Below are 17,110 nucleotides of genomic sequence, written 5' to 3'. Positions count from 1 at the left end.
GTCAGAACCCTTTCCTGCGGAAAGGGTTCTGACCCCGATGGCGGTCACCGCCCGCGCAGGAAGTACCACACGGGCACCATCACGTTCACCGGGTCGCCGGCCACCTCGGGCGGCGGCGGGCCGCGCGAGGATCGTTGGCGTCGTCCACTTCCACGACCGGATTGGGCTGCGGTCGCGGTGCCGGCCGGCTGAGCACGTAACCGGCGCTGGCGGCAAAGAACAGGCCCACGCCGAGCAACAGGCGCCACGACGGATGCGCGCCCCAGCAGAACAGGGCAAAGCCCGCCGCCATGCCTGCGCTGGCAAACGCCTTGCCCTTGCCCGACACGGCACCCTGCTCGCGCCACAGCCGCAGCGACGGGCCGTAGCGTGGATGCGCCAGCAGGCGCTGCTCGAACTTCGGCGAGCTGCGCGCGAAGCAGCCCACCGCGAGGATCAGGAAGATGGTGGTCGGCATGACTGGCAGCAATGCGCCGATCACCCCGAGGCCGACCATCAGCCAGCCCAGCGCGAACCAGAGCCAGCGCATCAGCGCTGCACCTGCGGGCGCACGCCGCGCATCAGGCGAATTCCACTTCGACGTGGCGGTACACGCTGCGGAACGCAGCGTCGGCTGCATCGATCACCTGCTGGTCCTGCTCGGCACTCAGCGGCACCGCGTCCAGCACAGCGGTGAACTCGCGCCAGTGGCGCGCTGCGCCATCGGGATGGGCGGCCAGGTGGCGGGCGCCGAAATCACGGTGCAGGCCGAGCCTGGCCGCCATCTTGTACAGAAGGGTGCCACCGAGATTGGAGCCTTCGGCCACGTACAGCCAACCCAACGCAGTCGGCAGCGCGAGGTCCGAGGGCAGCGCGTCGATGTCCGCGCCAGGCAGGGCCTGCTCCAGGTCCTGCAGGTCGCGTGCGACCTGTGTCAGGCGCCGGCGCTCTCCAAGATCGGGCAGCAATGCGCCCAGGGCAGGGTTGGCATACAGCGCATCGATGCTGCGGTGGAAGCGATACTGCACGCGCAGGAATCGGGCGAAGTTGCCGCGGTCGGCGAAGATGTCACCGGCCATGATGCGCTTGTCCAGCGCACCGTGGCTGTCGCGGGTGGCGGCCTTGAGCCGCAGGCTGCGGCTGTCTTCGGGAGCGATGTGTGCGTTCATGGGGGAATGCCAGGGGGGTCGTCCTGCTGTAGACGTCCGCCGCGGGGGTTTCCCCAAGCCCATGTGTGCCGATAATGGGGCCATCCCCTTCTTCCACCCGGAACCGATGATGATCACCACCGAACCGCGCATGACCAACCTGTTCCTGCAGCTGGGCCTGGACGCCAGCGCCGAAGGCATCGCCCGCTTCATCCGCGAGCACCAGCTGGCCACCGACGTCGAAGTCGTCGAGGCGCCCTACTGGAACGATGCCCAGCGCCAGTTCCTGGCCGAGTCGCTGCAGGCCGATGCGGCATGGACCACCGTGGTGGACGAGTTGAACGAGTCGCTACACGAAGATGCGGTGAAGGCTTCGAGTGGGCTGTAAGTGCCTGGCGGAAGGCACCGGGCATGGCCCGGCGCTACCGTTGTCTTTCCCGCTGGGGTCAGAGCCCTTTCCGCAGGAAAGGGATCCGACCCCGCAGATCAGTACTTCCAGGTCAACGCCAACCGCGCGGTGCGGCCCGGTGCCGGCATCACGCCCAGGGCCAGCGGGTCCAGGTAGTAACGGTCGGTCAGGTTGTCGACGCCGGCTTCCACCGACAGCTGGTCGTTGAAGCTCCAGCTGGCGAACAGGTCGACCAAGGTGTTCGGCCGGTACAGCTGCTGGATCGCCGACAGGCCCACGTTCCAGTCCTTGTCCAACTTGCTGATCGGGCCAGCGTTGTGGACCATGCGGGCGCCGAAGGTCAGGCGCTCGTCGAACAGGCGCGAGCCCAGGATCAGGTTGACTGTGTAGCGCGGCGGGTTCTGGGTGTTGGTGTACGAGCCCTCGAAGCCACCGTCCACGCAGTTGGGTGTATTGGCCAGCTCGTCGTTCCCGCGCTGCGCACCATAGGCACGACGCTCGGCGGCGATGTCCGGCGCGCAGGTCTTGGCCTTGACATAGTAATGCGCGGACAGGTCGGCGAAGACCTTGCCGCTGTCATAGCTGGACTGGAATTCCATGCCCGAGACCTTGAACTGATCGACGTTGCGGATCAGGCCGGCCGAAAGCGTGCGGTAGTCACGGGTGATCAGGTCGTCGATGCGGGTATCGAAGTACGCCAGCTTCAGCGCCAGGCGGTCGCCAGCGGTAAACAGGTGGTAGCGGAGGGTGCTGGCACCGATTTCCCAGCTGCGCGCGCGCTCCGGCTTCAGCTCACCGACCGGCTTGGCAGCGGTGAACAGGCCCAGCGTGGTCTCGAACAGGCTCGGCAGCTTGGTGCCTTCGGCGTACTTCACGTAGACCAGGGTGTCTTCGCTGAAACGGTAGGCCACGCTGGCGGTAGGCGAGAACGCGGTGTCGCGACGGCGGATCGGCTGCGACCAGCTCCAGCTGACCGGCACTTCCAGATCCTGCGGCTTGCCGGCGTCGTAGAAGTTCCAGCCGGCGATGTCGCCCACCGTACCCTTCTTGTACGGCGAGGCCAGCAGCGAGGCCTGGGTGAAGTTGCCGTTGGCATCCGGATACCAGTTCAGCAACGCGATGCGCTTGGCGCGCCACGAGGGCAGTGCCGGGTTGCCGTTGAGCAGCTCGGTGTAGCGGTACTGGCCCTGCACCTCGTAGGCATCGGGCGTGGCCAGCCGGTTGCGGTCGTGCACGTCCACCCGGTTCCAGCGGCCACCGGCCAGCAGCTCCCAGTGTTCGTCGGGCTGCCACTTCAGCACGGCCACGGCGCTGTATTCCTTGCGCTCGGCATTACGCAGGAAGCGGTTGTTGACCAGGTCATCGTGCATGATCGGGCCCGAGCTGCCCGGGGCGATGTCTTCGTCGCTGTAGGACAGGCCGTAGTCGAGCGTGAACGCACCGGCGCGGGTGTCGAACCTGGAGGTATTGCTGGCATCCAGGCCGAAGCGCTTCTGCCGCAACGGATTGCGGTAGGCATCCTTGTAGCCGGGATCGCCACTGAAACTGGGCGCGTCGTACCACTCGGTGCGGCGATCGAAGTACCACGGGGTGATGCCGGTCAGGCTGTTGTACATCACGCTGTCGGTGTCGGTGTACGCTGCATTGACGCGCAGGTCGATCAGCTCGCTGTCCGGATCGAAGCGATAGCGCAGGGTGTAGCTGTCCATGTCGACGTGGCCCGGGTCCCACTGCGGGATGCGGTCACGGTCGACGCGGATGATCTGCGAGGCCATGATCTCGCCGGCCGTGCCTTCATAGCGGCGGTAGCCGGCTTCCAGGCTCTGCGTGTCATCGATGCGCCAGGTGCCCTTGAGCAGCGCCGACTTCGAACGCGAGGAGGTATTGAACACTTCGGTACGCGGCGGATTCAGCGGCGCCAGCGTACGACGGGTCTGCGGGAAATCATCGTAGCCGTGCTTGCCGGAGAAGTAGTTGCCGTTGTCCCGGTACGCGTAGGCCGCAACCAGGTCGAAGCGGTCCCAGTGACCGGCACCGGCCACGTTGAAGAACTGGCTGCCGGTAGCGCTGCGATCGCTGCGCGGCGCCGCACTGTATGACGGCAGGTTGTTGGCACTGCCATTGGCCAGGCCACCGCGCACGCGCACGCCGAAGTCGCGGCCCTCGCGCAGCACGTCACCGATCTTCAACGTCTCCATCTCGACCACGCCGCCGATGCCACCGGACGCGTTGGCCTGCAGGCTCGGGCCCTTGGTGATGGTCAGGCTGGAGATCAGGTCGGGGTCGAGGTAGGTGCGCTGTGACTGGCCCGCATAGCCGCGGTAGGTGTCCATGCTGGACTGGCCACCGTCGATGATCACCGGTACGCGGCCCTGGCCCTGGATGCCACGGATGTTGACGTCGAAGCCGTTGCCCACGCGCGGATCACCGGCGGTGACACCGGCCACCCCCTTGACGATGTCACCGTTGGAGGTGCCGCGGAAACGCTCCAGATGCGTGCGGTCGAGCGTGGTGGTCGAACCCACGCTGCGATAGCTGTCGAGCAGGCGCGCTTCATCGTTGTTCGCACCGCTGTCGACGCGGTCGCCGGCCACACTCAGCGTGTCGGTGACGATCACACCGCTATCGGCCGGCACCGGCGTTGCTGCCCCCAGAGTGGCCGCATCGGCGCTGACCCGGCGCACCGCCACGCCACTGCCCTGCAGCAGGCGCTGCAACGCCTGGTCGGCCGACAGGCTGCCGCTGACCGCGTGGGAGGTTACGCCGTGTGCCAGCGATGCGGGGTACACCACCTGCACGCCGGATTGGCGCATGTAGCTGCGCAGGGCCTCATCCAGCGGTTGTGCAGGAATATCAAAGCGCAGTACGGCCGCGTGCTCGCTGCGGGCGCTCTGCGCCAGTGCGGGTGGCGTCGTACTGGCCAGCCCGGCGGCAAGCAACGCAATGCACAGACGGGACGGGCGCAGTACGCGGCCCGAGCGGTGGGAGTCGAACATGGAAGAACCTGTCAGGTAATCGGTGCCGCGAACGCGGCGTCATCCGCAACACGGGCGGACACGGCGACGTACGTGGCGACGGCGGGTACGTTCGCCGGGTAAGACGGCTGGGCGCGCGACAACCCCAAGAGCGATTTGCGGTCACGGGGGATGCCGACGTGGCGCGGGTGGGTGCCGACCGTTGGTCGGCCGGTGGTAGCGGTGGGTGCCGACCGATGGTCGGCACAGAGACGCTCATCCACGCGTGGCGTGGATCTACTGCACGATGGCGACGCCGAATGGAAGACGAGTAACCTGAAGACCTGCCGTTACCGCCAGCGCGTCCAGCGCCTGTTCCGGGCGGTCGATGCGCAACGCAGCACTCACTGCAGGCAGACGTGACAGATCGCCGCGCACGAAGGTCGGCCCCGCGCGATAGCGCCCCACCCACTGCAACGCATCGGCAACGGGGACCTGCTCCAGCAGCAGCTCGCCCTGGCGCCAGGCGCCGACGCTGTCGGCGGTCACGTCAGCCCGTCGCATGACCCCGCCACGTTCAGTGTAGACGGCACGCTGCCCCTGCTGCAGGTAGGTCCAGCCACCGTCGGCCGGGCTGGCCACGCGCACCCTGCCCTGCCCAACCTGGGTTTCCACCCCCTCGTCTCCACGCGCCACGGTGAACGCGGTCGAGATGTCCTCGACCAGGCCATTGCCGGCGCGCACGCTGAAACGCCGCTGTGCATCCGGGCTGACCTCGAACCAGGCGCGCCCGCGCAGCAGCTCGACCTCGCGGGCGTTCGCATCGAAGCGCACGGCAATCGCACTGTCCACATCCAGCACCGCCCGACTGCCATCGGGGAGCCGCACGTGCTGCACCTGATGCGTGCTGCGATGATCGGACTGCAGGCGCAGCCACGCCTCCGGCCATGCCACCAGCATCGCCAGCATTGCCGCCACAGCCATGGCCCAGCGCAGTCGATGCGGCCCACGCCATCGGCTGGCCCCGGCGGCCTGTGGGCGCGGCCCGACACTGCGCCACAACGCGCGCTCGTGTTCGAAGGCCCTGCGGTGCCCCGGCTGTTGCAGCCAGTGCTCGAACGCCTGCATGCGTGCATCGCTGATGTCACCCGAGGCCAGCCACGCGATCCAGTCCCGGGCCTGTTCGGCCAGGTTATCGTCATTGGCGGCGGGCAGCATGTTCGGCGGGCGCATCGGCTGGCGGACAGGCGCATTCAAGCGCGGGGGAACTGGACCGCATCCACGGTCAATGATCAAGACGTCTGTGCGCGCGCCAACCCCAAGCCGGCGTGATCATCGGCCACTGCGCGCCCAGGCCAGGCGCTGCAGCGCGGAGCGCACATGATTCTCGACGGTGGTCACCGACACCCCCAAGCGGCGTGCGATCTCGGCCTGGGTGAGGCCCTGCAGGCGGTTGAGCCGGAAGATGGTGCGGGTCGGCTCCGGCAGGTGACCCGCCGCATCGAGCACCCGCTGCAGCTCATCCTGTGCCATGGCCTGCTCCTCGGTGGAGATCACCTCGTCGGCCCCCCACAGGTAGTGGTCGGCCAGCAGCCGGTTGCGGCGGCTCGATTCGCGGCCGTGGTCAGTGGCAAGGTTGGCGGCCAGCCGATACAGATAGGCCCGCGGGTTGCCGATCGCCTGGCTGTCATCGACCCCTCGCGCCTTGAACCAGACCGCCTGGATCACGTCCTCGGCGCCGTTGTCGCCCCCGAGGATGCGCTGCACCCGGCGCAGCAGCGCGGGCCGCTCGCGGATCAGCAGCTCAGTGAGGGAGGCAGCATTGGAGGGCATGCGCGGAGCCGGGACGACAGACGGGAGGCACCGCGCATGCTACTCCGGCAATGCGAATAAGTCACATTCTTGTCTATGCCGGGACTACAGGCAATCAACCAGTGCGTCGTAGGTATTGGCTTTCGTGCCGGGCAGCGGCGCGTGCAACGCATCGAACCCGTCCCCCGTTTCCCACACCTGCAACAGGGTTTCCAGGCGTGTTCCTGTTGCCAGCGGCAGCACGCAGGCATAGCGTCCGCGGTTGACCGTGATCAGGCCGCTGGGCTTTACCCTGGTGTTGCTACCAGCGAAGGTCCATACACACTGGACAACCACCCCCGTGGCCTGTTCCACGGAACAGCGCAGGCGCATGGCCCACAGATTGATGTACTCGCCCTCGCAGAAGGTATCGCCACATACCTCATCGAAGCCACGCACCAGTTGCCGCTCGGCAGCAAGGAAACGCTCGTGGCCGCCCCCCGGGCCGGCGTAATCCCGCGCATCGACGAACGCAGGCGCAGCCTGCGCGACACCGGCGCACGGCAGGCTGACAGACAGCACGCCACACAACAGCCAGCATCTACGGAAGCTCCCCATCAGCCCACCCTCCCCTGCGTGCGCAGGCATTCAGGCAACCCATCGAAGATGCCGTGGTCAAGCCCAGGCAAAGGCGCGGTCAGGCCGCCTGGCGCTTCCAGGGAGGCGTAGAACGCGTCGACGGGCACCCCGGGCTGCATTTCGACCGGACAGACCCAGCTCCCGTTGTCGATCCGCACGTGTCCCGTGTCGGGCTCAACCTCCAGCTCGCTGGCGGCCACCACCCAGACACAGCGCTGCACGGTGCCGCGGTGGGCGAGCACGGCGCAGCGGAACTCCATCACCCGGTAGTTGCTGTAATCACCTTCACACAAGGTGTCGGCACACCATGCGGCGAATTCGCCGGCGACCGCGTCCTCCAGCGCAAAGGCACGGTCCCATCCGGCCTCGTCGGAGGGATAGTCAATCAGGTTGACATGCAACCCGCGCGCGAGCGCGGGCAGCGGCGCCAGCAGCAGCAAGGCACAACAGCCCAAGCGGTTCCAGTTCATGGCAAGTCTCCTTGGCAAGGACGTCCAGCCTGCCGCGGGGACCGGGTCGAACCCATCGGGAAACCCCGCCCCACCCGCTCCGCCAGGGGCGGGCGCGCAGGTCGGCCCAGCCCTACCCTGCACAGCGCCCGGCAAAGGCATAAAATGGTGAGCTATCCGTCTATATCCCCACCTGGAGCACACCATGGGCCTGGAACTCGTCTCGCCCGGCAAGAACCCGCCGGAAGAAATCAACGTCATCATCGAGATCCCGAAGGACTCGGAGCCGGTGAAGTACGAAGTGGACAAGGAAACCGGCGCGATCTTCGTCGACCGCATCCTGTCCACCCCGATGCGCTATCCGTGCAACTACGGCTACGTGCCGAGCACCCTGTGTGGCGACGGCGATCCGGCCGACGTGCTGGTGGTGCTGCCGCTGCCGCTGGTGCCGGGCTCGGTCGTGCGCTGCCGTCCGGTCGGTGTGCTGAAGATGAGCGATGAGGCAGGCAGCGACGAGAAGATCCTCGCCGTGCCGGTCTCGAAGATCTTCAGCGGCTACGCCCACGTCGAAGACATCGCCCAGGTCTCGAGCCACTGGCTGGAGCGCATTGGCCACTTCTTCGAGCATTACAAGGATCTGGAGAAGGGCAAGTGGGTCAAGCTGGACGGTTGGGGTGGCGCCGCTGAGGCCAAGCAGATCCTGATCGAGGCGCACCAGCGCCATCTCGACAGCAAGGCCTGAGCCTGAACCGGATCGCTCCGGCGATACCCCGCCGGAGCGATGCGGGTCACGTTTCATGACGACGGCACATCACTCTTGCTGCCGTATTAGGTAAATTGCGTCACTTCACACGTCATCGACATCCATCGTCGAGACAGCCAGGGGAACGTGTCGTGCGTATTCTGCTTGTTGGGGATGCAGCCAGCCTGCCGGCTGAGCTGACCGAATTCATTGCCGATCTTGGGGAAGACTGGCAGCCGCTGACCGCCGCCGATGGCCAGACCGCGATGACCGCGGTGGCCACGCAGGGCGTGGACGCGGTGATCGTCTGCCCGCAGTTGCCCGATCTCAATGCCACCACGCTGCTGGGCCAGATCCGGACACTGCGCCCGGAAACCATCCGCATCGCGCTGGTCGATGCGCACCATGGCAACCGCCCGCCGCCGGCGCGCCTGATCGGTGTCGCCCACCGCTTCCTGCCGCTGCCGCTGGCGCCGGAAGTGCTGCTGGAGGCATTGACCAGCCTGGAAGAACTGCGCGAAGTGCTGGACAGCCCGCGCCTGCGCGATGCCATCGGCCGTATCGAGAAACTGCCATCGCCACCGCATCTGTACCTGAGCCTGACCCAGGCCCTGGAACATGACGATGATACCGACAGTGCCGATGTGGCCAAGCTGGTCGCCGCCGATCCGGCCATCGCGGCCAAGGTGCTGCAACTGTCGAACTCGGCGTTCTTCAGCCAGGGCCGCACCATTGCCGACCTGCGCACTGCGGTCACCCGGCTGGGCCTGGCCACGCTGCGTGACCTGGTGCTGGCCAGCGAAGTGTTCTCCGCGCCGACGCTGTCGGCTGCCGAGCGCAACTCACTGCAGCAGCGCGCCTTGCTCGCCTCGCGGCTGGCCGCACGCCTGCTGCCCGAATCCAGCGCCGAACTGGGGGCGACTGCCGCACTGCTGGCCGACATCGGCCTGCTGCTGCCCGGCGTGCGCAACGAGCGCAGCGAGCCCGCGCTGGCCGGCGATACCCGCCCAGGCCATGCCGAGGCCGGCGCCTACCTGCTGGGCCTGTGGGGCCTGCCGATGCCGATCATCGAAGCGGTGGCCTTCCACCTGCAGCCGCAGCGCGCCAACACCCGCAGCTTCTGGGTGACCGGCGCGGTGCACGTGGCCCTGGCGCTGGTCAATGGCGATCCGGTGGACGAGGACTACCTGCAGCGTGCAGGCGTGCTGAACAAGCTGCCGCAATGGCGCGAGCACGCCAATGCACTGATGGGACTGGTGCCCAGCGACGCCTGAGCGTGCTGGATGATGTCCGGACGACAGAGGGCGCACCCACACGGTGCGCCCTTTCCATGTCAGCGGGTACCGCAGGCATCCTGCACGCAACGCCGGTACTGCGACTCGCAGATGACCGGTGACTTGCCACTGGCCAGGCACTGCTGGCGGAACTCTTCGCAATAAAGCCCGCCACCACAGACCCCGAGGCCCTGCGCGAACACCGCGCCCACCAGCGTTGCATAGATCAATGCAGCCGCCGATGCCTGGCGCAGCAACGTGTTCTTCATACCCCTCTCCACATGCGAGCGTCCGGTATTGGACCTCCTGACTGTGTCGATTGCGACACGACGGGACCGTGACTGCGCTCACCTTCCAACAGTTTCCGGAATTCCCCCACAAAAAAGAGGGCGGACCTAGCGGCCCGCCCTCCTCGTGTTGCTACCGCACTTCGATGGATCAGAAGCGCTGGGTGTACTTCATGTACAGGAAGCGACCCACATCGAAGCCGCCGTAGTAGGCGAACGCCGAGTTCGGAGCCGAGTACTGCAGCGGACCCTTGTGGTCGAACACATTGTTCGCGCCCAGGGCGATCGTCGCATCCCACGGTGCCTTCCAGCTGACCTGCAGGTCGTGGAAGGTGTTGGAGCCGGTGTGACGCAGCGGATCGGTTTCGCCATTGGCCATGTGGTTCGGCGCATCGCACCAGCCATCAGCCAGCGAGATGCAGCTTTCCTTCATGCCGGAGTAGTAGCGCGCGGTGTAGTTCACACCGAAATCGCCGTACTGCCAGTTGACGCCCAGGTTCGAACGCACGCGGAACAGGCCCGGCTCGCCGACGCGGCCGATCATGATGTTGTCACCCGCGCTGTTCTGGCCCTGCTCGTCGTACTTGGCGGTGTAGCTGGTGGTCCAGTCGATGCTGAACTGACCGATGGCCAGTTCCGGCAGGCGGTACTTGATGCCCAGGTCGTAACCTTCGGTTTCCATCTTGCCGAGGTTGGCGGTGCCGTAGGTGATCGCACTGACGTGGCCGTCAGCCGCACGGGTCACGCTCGAGCAACGCTCGGAGTTGCCCAGCACGTAGCAGTCACGCAGGATGCGGTCGACGCTGTCAGCGATGATCATGTCGCTGATTTCGTACTTGTACCAATCCAGCGAGACGTCCAGGCCCTGCACCCAGCGCGGGCTCCACACCAGGCCGAAAGTGGTGCTCTTGGAGGTTTCCGGCTTCAGGTTCGGGTTGGCACCCGAGACGAACTGGTCACCCGACTGGCACGGCAGGGTCGAGCACGGCAGGTTGCCCTGGCCCAGCTGCACATAGTTGGCCGGAGCGCCAGCGGCGGTGCACGCGGCATTGCCGGCAACGCTGCCCGGGGCGTTCACGCCGCACGGATCGATGTACGACTCGAAGCTCGAGCTCAGGCCACCGTACAGGTCGCTGATGGTCGGAGCGCGGAAGCCCTCGGCGTAGGTGCCGCGGACCAGCAGTTCATCCAGCGGACGCCAGGTCAGGCCGAACTTGCTGTTGGTGGTGCCACCGAAGTTGCTGTAGTCCGAGTAACGGCTGGCAACGTTCAGGGTCAGCTCCTTGGCGAAGGCCATGTCGGCCAGCAGCGGCACGTTCAGTTCGAGATAGACCTCGTTCAGATCGTACTGGCCGCGGGTCGGCTTCTGGCCCAGGCCGGTGGACTGGCCCGACTGCGCGAAGGCGTCCGGCACGTAATTGCCTTCTTCCTTGCGGTGCTCGACACCCAGGGCGAAGCCCAGGTCGCCGGCCGGCAGGGTCACGATGGAACCGGACAGGTTGGCGGTGAAGCTGGTGGTCTTGGTGACGCCGCGGGTGGTGAAGGTCGGGAACAGGAAGTCCTGCAGCTCCTGGTTCGCCAGCGAACCCTGGCCATCAACGCCGTACGGCAGCAGCGGGTTCCACGGGCGGCAGTCGCCCAGGATCGGCTTGGCCGAGGTGCCGCAGCGTGCAACGCCGCCGGCATCGATGAACGACGGGCCCAGGGCCTGGCCTGCAGCGATCAGGCTCATGTCGCCGCGGTTGCTCTTGATCGACTCGTTGCGGTTCCACAGCGCGCCGACGTCCCAGTCGAAGGTCTTGCCGCCCAGCTCGAAGAAGCCGGTCAGGGTCGGAGCGAAGCGCAGGGTCTTGAGCTGGCTGTCAGTGGTACGCGGCACTTCCCACAGGCGGCGACGGAAGCTGACGTCCTGGCCGACCGGGTTGAAGGCGCTCGAACCCTCCAGCGGGGTGCCGAAAGAGTTGGACTGGAACGGGTAGCCGGCGATCTGCTGGAACGTCTGGCGCTCGTTGTAGAGCACGTCGGTGTTCAGGCTGATCGAATCGGTGAAGTCGTACGTGCCGTTGATGTAGACCGACTTGCGCTTCACACCGGTCAGCAGGGTCATCTGCTCGTTGGAGTTGGCGAATTCGTCCGGCGTAATGACATGGTAGTCATTCGGGTTCTTCGGGTTGCCGCCGGCGTTCAGGGTCTTCCAGACAGCCTGCTTGGAGTCGCCGCAGTTGACCTGGGTCGGGTTGCACCAGCTGCCGTTCTGGCTGATCGGGCTCCAGGTGGCCGAGGTCGAGTTCGGACCCAGCGAGCCGTCGCGGCTGTACCAGCGGTCCTTGGCCCACACCGGATCCTGCTTCGAGTACTCGGCCGACAGGGTCAGGCTGCCGCGTTCGCCGCGGGCACCGAGGGTCATCGAATAGGTTTCGGTGTCGCCGTCGCCCTTGCCGTACTGGCCGACGTAGACGTTGGCTTCGCCGCCGTCGAAGTTCTTGCGGGTGATCACGTTGACCACGCCGGCGATGGCGTCGGAACCGTAGATCGACGAGGCGCCGTCCTTCAGGATTTCGATGCGCTCAACGGCAGACATCGGGATCTGGCTCAGATCCTGGTAGCCCGCAGTGGTTGCGCCCAGACGCTTGCCGTTCATCAGCACCAGGGTGCGCTGGGCGCCCAGGTTGCGGATGTCGACGTAGTAGCCGCCCACGTTCTCGCCCGAAGCCAGCGACTCCGAACGCGAGATGGCCGGGGAGCCGGCCGAGGTCAGGTTGTTCAGCACGTCGGCGACGCTCGAGAAGCCCTGCTTTTCCAGGGATTCGCGGGTCATCGTCAGGATCGGCTGCTGGGTTTCCACCGAGGCGCCGCGGATGCGCGAGCCGGTGACCGAAATGCGGTCCAGGTCGGTGGTGCCCTTTGCTTCCTGGGCGGAAGCAAAGGCCGGCGCCAGCGCCAGCGCAATGCCGGCCGGCAGCAGGCCGAACCGCACTGCGGGATTACGAACGTTCATCTATCTCTCCAAGGTACGTGTTAGCAGCGTGTTAAAACACCCCAGCACGTTACGATTGCGTTGCAGCGCTGTATTTGCGCGAACCAACCGGAGACTTTGCGGATTGTGGCGGGAGCAAGCCACCGTTCTCCCTGAAGCGCGATGCGGACTGGCCGTAGCGGGCGCGGAACGCACGCGCGAAGCTGCAGCAGTTGTCGAAACCGCTGGCGGCAGCGACCTCGCCCACCATCATGTCGGTGTCGCGCAGCAGATCAGCGGCGCGTTCGAGGCGCAGTCGTGCCGAAAGCGACTGCGGGCTTTCCTCGTACAGGCTCTGGAAGGTCTTGGACAGGTACCAGCTGGAGAAGTTGGTCAGCTCGGCCAGTTCGCCGATGCGCACCACCCGGTGGCTGTTGCCTTCCAGATAGAGGCGCGCGCGCTGCATGCGGCCGAACACCTGGCGCTTGCGGCTGCGCGAGCGGCCCGGGCAGCGCTGCACGTTGTCGGCCAGGCCGCGCTGCAGGCCCGCGAGGTGCAGCAGCAGCGGGCGCAGGGCCTGTGCCGGCTGGCCGCTGGCCAGCGCATCGCGCCACAGGCGCAGCGCCACGCGCGCATCAGTGCGGTTCATCCGGCCACGACCTGCATACAGGCCGCAGTCGGCCATCTCGGTCAGCACGCGAAGCGCTTCGATGTTCAGGTTCAGGCCAACGCACAACCCGTTGCGACCGGCCTGCACCAGCGGCCGCGATTCCTTCTCGAACGCGATCCACTCGCCTTGGCGCAGGCGGAAGCGCCCTTCCTTGGCCTCGACCCACGAGCTGCCACGCACCTGCATCCAGACAGTGAAGCTGGAGCCGGCGGTCTGCAGGCTGCCGAGCCGGGCCACGCCCAGGCAGGTCGGTGCGACGTCGTCGAGCGACCGGTCCAGGGAAACAGTTTGGCCGCGATCGGCCAGCGAGAGTTGACGCATGGGGGCACCACGGATTTGCCTAGTACAGGACTCCGTTTTGCCAAATCAGGCGGCACCGCGTCAGGAAGGTCCGACGAGATCGCCACGAATTCGCGACGAGATCCCGACGAAGAAATTACGAAGGCCCATTTCCCTTGAACAACAACAACTTGGAGAATGCGGGGAACAGTGCAGGCGGGCGTTCGGGCAACCGCATCACGCCGATGTCAGCGCCATCGCTGACCGCCATCGCCACGAACAGGTCCTTTCCGTCGGCGCTGGCACTGAGCCCGTTGCCGGCGCTGAGCCGTTCTGCGTCCAGGCAACGTTCCGGCTCCTCGCGGCCGGGCTGGATGCGCACGAAGGTAGTGCCACACGTGGTCGAGGTACCGAGGTAGCCGATGCCGCTGTTGCCGGTCACGGTCCAGGCCCGGTATCGCCAGCGGCTGGGCCGGTCATCGCTGATCTGCTGCACGCTGGCCGGGGACAACGCGGCATCCGCCGACCACAGGCCACCGGCGGCCAAGCGGGTGAACAACACGCGGCCACTGCTCCGGTCAAAGCGCGCCTGCGACACCCCATCGATGCTGGCCAATCGGCGCCAGGGCTGGACGCTGCGATCGAACAGGCTCAACCGCGTGCGCTGGTCGGCATCGCGCTCGACCACAAACAGCTGCTGCGGCGAGGCGCCATACAGTGCCTGCAACGGCTGTTCGGCCGGAACCGGCAAGGGTTGCAGGCGTTCATCGCGTGGCGCGATTTCATAGAGCACCGTGCGCCCATGCGCATCGCGGCCAACCACGAGCAACTGCCGGCTGTCGGCCGACCAGTCAGGCGCCTGCCGCGCTTCCGGCCGCAGCCCTTCGATGGGACGCAGCGAATCCGGTCGCTGCATGTCCGCCCACCACAGGGCGAAGCTGCCGGAACGATCGGAGGTGAAGACCAGCTGGCGGCCATCAGGCGCTGCCATCGGCTGCCCATCGCGGCCACTGGAGGCGAACAGTCGCTCGGGCGAGCCGCTGCCCTGCATCGGCACCTTGAACACGCCGAACTGCGCGCGCCGGTGGACGAACGCCAGCATGCCACCGCGTCGCGACACCGCTGGCCACTGCGCATCATCCAGGCCGGCATCGCGCAACGTGTGCCGCTCGACGTCCAGGTAATAGAGCCGCGCCTCGCTATCGACACGGCGACCGAAGACGATGGTGCGGCCATCGTCCAGCCAGGCCCAGCCGCGCAGCTCTGCCGCTTCGTTGGTCAACTGCTCCGGCGTGCCGCCCGCAGCGGGCACCCGCCACAGATCACCCAGCTGCGGGTTGCGCACGAACACCAGCCATTGCCCATCGGGCGAATACCGCGGTGCGTAGTCGAAGTCATCTTCATCGACGCTGTAGGCCAGCGCGCGCCACTGGCCACTGGCCAGGTCCAGCACACGGATGCCACGGTGCGCGTAGCGACCGACCATGCTGCCGAACACCAGGCCACGCCCATCTGGCGTCCAGTCGAAACTGAGCAGCTCCGTGCCATCGCAGCGTGTGGCCTGGCGCAGTGCGCCACCTGTGGCGCTGGCGATCAGTACCTGGCAGCCGCCGTCGGCGGAGAACCGCGCGAAGGCGATTTCGCGACCATCCGGCGACCAGTTCGGGAAGCGATCGACGGCACCGGCCGGTGGCGCCAGCAACTGGCGCGCCGGTGCGTTGCCGGAGGTCTGCAGCTTGATCGCGCCACCGCCGTTGCCATCCTCGTTGGCGCCCTCATAGGCCACCAGCGAACCGTCCGGTGACAGCGTGGGATAGGTTTCGAAGCCGCTGGTTGCGGTGATCAACCGATACGGTCGCTGCGGGCTGCCGATCACCCGCGTACCGTTCTCCACGGCAGCCTCCACCGGCGAGCTGCCGGCCGGTGCACGACGCAGCAGCAGCGTGGTCAACACCAGCAGCGTGGCCAGCATCAACACGCCCAGCACCAGCAGCACGCGCCGACGGATATGGCGCCAGCGGCGGCGCGCTGCCTGTTGATGCGCAGGCAACGCAGCAGTGGTCACCGGCTGCGCGGCCATGCCTTCGTCGTCGGGGACGCCTGCGGCCACGGGCTCGGCATCGTCCAGGACCTGCACCGGGACCAGAAGCCGATAGCCTGTCTTGGCGATGGTTTCGATGTAGGCCTGGCCGTTGTCGTCGTCGTTGCTGAACGCCTTGCGCAGCTGGGTGACGGCCTGGGTCAGCACATCGTTGGTCGGCAGCGTGTCCGGCCATACCTCGGCGAACAACTCGTCGCGGGTGACAACGCGACCCGGCTGCCGCAGCAGCACGCGCAGCACGCCCAGCGCCTTCGGCGTCAGCCGGCGCGGGCGACGCGCGCCGACGACCTCGACTTCGCGCGAGGACAGAGTGACGGTGCACTCTCCTATCCGGATCCGATCGGATACCGGGAACTGGATTTCGCTGCTGTTCATTTTCTGCTACACAGTAGAGACAGGTCCCGGGCAGTGTTTGCCTTCGATACCGCCCCGTCCTGGGAACAGCGAAAAGCCAGACTCCGCACAAAGCATCGGCGCATACCGCAAAAACAATCGAGCGCGCGAATACTAGCCTATGCAAGTTACCTCGCCTATCGCGTGGTCGACATCAGGCTCTCTCTCGCCGACGAATTCACATAATTTGCGACATCATTCGCGCCCTTTCGGGCGCGAAATTTTTATCTGGCGTTCATTTTCACATGCGCCGCAACATGGTCAATCCGACCAGCCGCGAAACCACCAAAGCCACGTACATCACGCCGGAAAACTGCTCCAGCATGACCAGTGCGCGTGCCTGTGGATGCAACGGCACGACGTCACTCAAGCCGACGCCAGACAGCAAGCTGAAGCTGAGATAAAGCAGCTCCATCCAACTGCGCTGCGAGCCTCCGCCGGTGCCCTGGAAGCTGCCCGGGTACCACTGCTGGCATACCGCGAATGCGAACGCAAATGCCCATGCAAGCAAGGTGAATGTCGCGCCTGCGGCGAACAGTTCGTCGCGGGTGACCTTGTGGTCCTGGAGCATGTAGGCAATCAGGGCGCCGGCCGTATAGAAGTACAGCAGGCTCTCCAGCAACTGTGCGGTGGTCAGCAGTGCGCTGCGGTCGAGCAATGCGCCAGCCAGCGAGAACACCACCGACGGGATGGCCAGCAGCAGTGCCAGCCAGGTGCCCAGTGGGCTGCGCTGGACCACCCACAGCGCCAGGCCCAGTACCGCCATGCCGAACATGCCCAGCGCCGCGCGGCCGGCAGCGGTGTCATCCAGCGCGGGGTACAGCAGCACCGCGATCAACTGGGCACCCAGCAGCCAGGCCGAAGGATGACGGCGGGCAATGGCCAGCCAACGGGTGGTCATGGCAACGGGCATGGTGTCCTTCCCCCAGGGTGATGCGCGGAGCATAGCGGGGAGCGGCGTGATGAGCGGTGGTGCCGGCCGCTGGCCAGCACTCCTCCCGGCCCCTGCACAACCGGCCGCCGGCCAGCGGCCGGCACC

15 protein-coding genes are annotated in these 17,110 nt (G+C 66.5%); 3 read left to right on the top strand and 12 right to left on the bottom strand.

The window, feature by feature from the left end; all coding sequences use genetic code 11:
- Positions 1-85: 85 nt before the first annotated feature.
- Together ABGA94_RS03065 and ABGA94_RS03060 are read right to left on the bottom strand one after the other, a co-directional pair.
- On the bottom strand, positions 86-529 hold the full coding sequence (locus ABGA94_RS03065; RefSeq protein ID WP_053497499.1) for a YbaN family protein: 444 nt from the start codon (positions 527-529) through the stop codon (positions 86-88).
- Between the two features lie 31 nt (positions 530-560).
- Complete coding sequence (locus ABGA94_RS03060) at positions 561-1,148, bottom strand: biliverdin-producing heme oxygenase (RefSeq protein WP_375366354.1); 588 nt, start codon at positions 1,146-1,148, stop codon at positions 561-563.
- A gap of 109 nt (positions 1,149-1,257) precedes the next feature.
- Between ABGA94_RS03060 and ABGA94_RS03055 the strand changes: the two genes are divergently transcribed.
- A complete protein-coding gene (locus ABGA94_RS03055; RefSeq protein ID WP_164093374.1) occupies positions 1,258-1,515 on the top strand; it encodes a DUF2789 domain-containing protein in 258 nt (85 codons plus the stop codon).
- A 98-nt stretch (positions 1,516-1,613) separates the two neighbouring features.
- Here ABGA94_RS03055 and ABGA94_RS03050 read toward each other — a convergent pair whose 3' ends face one another.
- The 5 genes from ABGA94_RS03050 to ABGA94_RS03030 all read right to left on the bottom strand — a co-directional run bounded on the left by ABGA94_RS03050 (position 1,614) and on the right by ABGA94_RS03030 (position 7,390).
- A complete protein-coding gene (locus tag ABGA94_RS03050; protein ID WP_375366352.1) occupies positions 1,614-4,532 on the bottom strand; it encodes a TonB-dependent receptor domain-containing protein in 2,919 nt (972 codons plus the stop codon).
- Between the two features lie 255 nt (positions 4,533-4,787).
- Positions 4,788-5,723 carry a FecR domain-containing protein gene (locus ABGA94_RS03045; RefSeq protein WP_134955576.1) on the bottom strand — a complete coding sequence of 312 codons (936 nt, stop codon included), beginning with the start codon at positions 5,721-5,723 and terminating at the stop codon, positions 4,788-4,790.
- A gap of 99 nt (positions 5,724-5,822) precedes the next feature.
- Positions 5,823-6,323 (bottom strand): RNA polymerase sigma factor, encoded by a 501-nt coding sequence (locus tag ABGA94_RS03040; protein WP_329915697.1) that lies wholly within the window; start codon positions 6,321-6,323, stop codon positions 5,823-5,825.
- A gap of 84 nt (positions 6,324-6,407) precedes the next feature.
- Positions 6,408-6,863, bottom strand: coding sequence for a hypothetical protein (locus tag ABGA94_RS03035; RefSeq protein WP_005419074.1), 456 nt, complete (start codon positions 6,861-6,863; stop codon positions 6,408-6,410).
- Between the two features lie 35 nt (positions 6,864-6,898).
- Entirely contained in the window at positions 6,899-7,390 is a 492-nt protein-coding gene (locus ABGA94_RS03030) for a hypothetical protein (RefSeq protein WP_005419076.1), read from the bottom strand.
- 184 nt (positions 7,391-7,574) lie between these two features.
- On the opposite strand from ABGA94_RS03030, the gene ppa reads away from it, so the two are divergent.
- A complete protein-coding gene (gene ppa, locus ABGA94_RS03025) occupies positions 7,575-8,111 on the top strand; it encodes an inorganic diphosphatase (RefSeq protein WP_005410935.1) in 537 nt (178 codons plus the stop codon).
- A 152-nt stretch (positions 8,112-8,263) separates the two neighbouring features.
- Positions 8,264-9,385 (top strand): HDOD domain-containing protein, encoded by a 1,122-nt coding sequence (locus tag ABGA94_RS03020; protein ID WP_049413685.1) that lies wholly within the window; start codon positions 8,264-8,266, stop codon positions 9,383-9,385.
- Positions 9,386-9,444: 59 nt separating this feature from the next.
- Here ABGA94_RS03020 and ABGA94_RS03015 read toward each other — a convergent pair whose 3' ends face one another.
- From ABGA94_RS03015 to ABGA94_RS02995, 5 genes are all read right to left on the bottom strand, one after another.
- The gene (locus ABGA94_RS03015) at positions 9,445-9,654 is read right to left on the bottom strand and encodes a hypothetical protein (RefSeq protein ID WP_014648325.1); all 210 of its coding nucleotides are present in this window, start codon (positions 9,652-9,654) and stop codon (positions 9,445-9,447) included.
- Between the two features lie 169 nt (positions 9,655-9,823).
- Entirely contained in the window at positions 9,824-12,670 is a 2,847-nt protein-coding gene (locus tag ABGA94_RS03010; RefSeq protein ID WP_061479548.1) for a TonB-dependent receptor, read from the bottom strand.
- Between the two features lie 49 nt (positions 12,671-12,719).
- A complete protein-coding gene (locus ABGA94_RS03005) occupies positions 12,720-13,619 on the bottom strand; it encodes a helix-turn-helix transcriptional regulator (protein WP_053497516.1) in 900 nt (299 codons plus the stop codon).
- A gap of 115 nt (positions 13,620-13,734) precedes the next feature.
- Positions 13,735-16,053, bottom strand: a complete 2,319-nt coding sequence (locus ABGA94_RS03000) for a winged helix-turn-helix domain-containing protein (protein ID WP_262222006.1) — start codon at positions 16,051-16,053, stop codon at positions 13,735-13,737.
- 259 nt (positions 16,054-16,312) lie between these two features.
- A complete protein-coding gene (locus tag ABGA94_RS02995) occupies positions 16,313-16,984 on the bottom strand; it encodes an ion channel (protein ID WP_050562719.1) in 672 nt (223 codons plus the stop codon).
- Between the last annotated feature and the right edge of the window lie 126 nt (positions 16,985-17,110).

Source organism: Stenotrophomonas sp. 3diitr2024 (assembly GCF_042136455.1).
GTDB lineage: Bacteria > Pseudomonadota > Gammaproteobacteria > Xanthomonadales > Xanthomonadaceae > Stenotrophomonas > Stenotrophomonas sepilia.
Note: the sequence above shows the minus strand (reverse complement) of the source record. Positions and strands in the feature narration are given on the sequence as shown.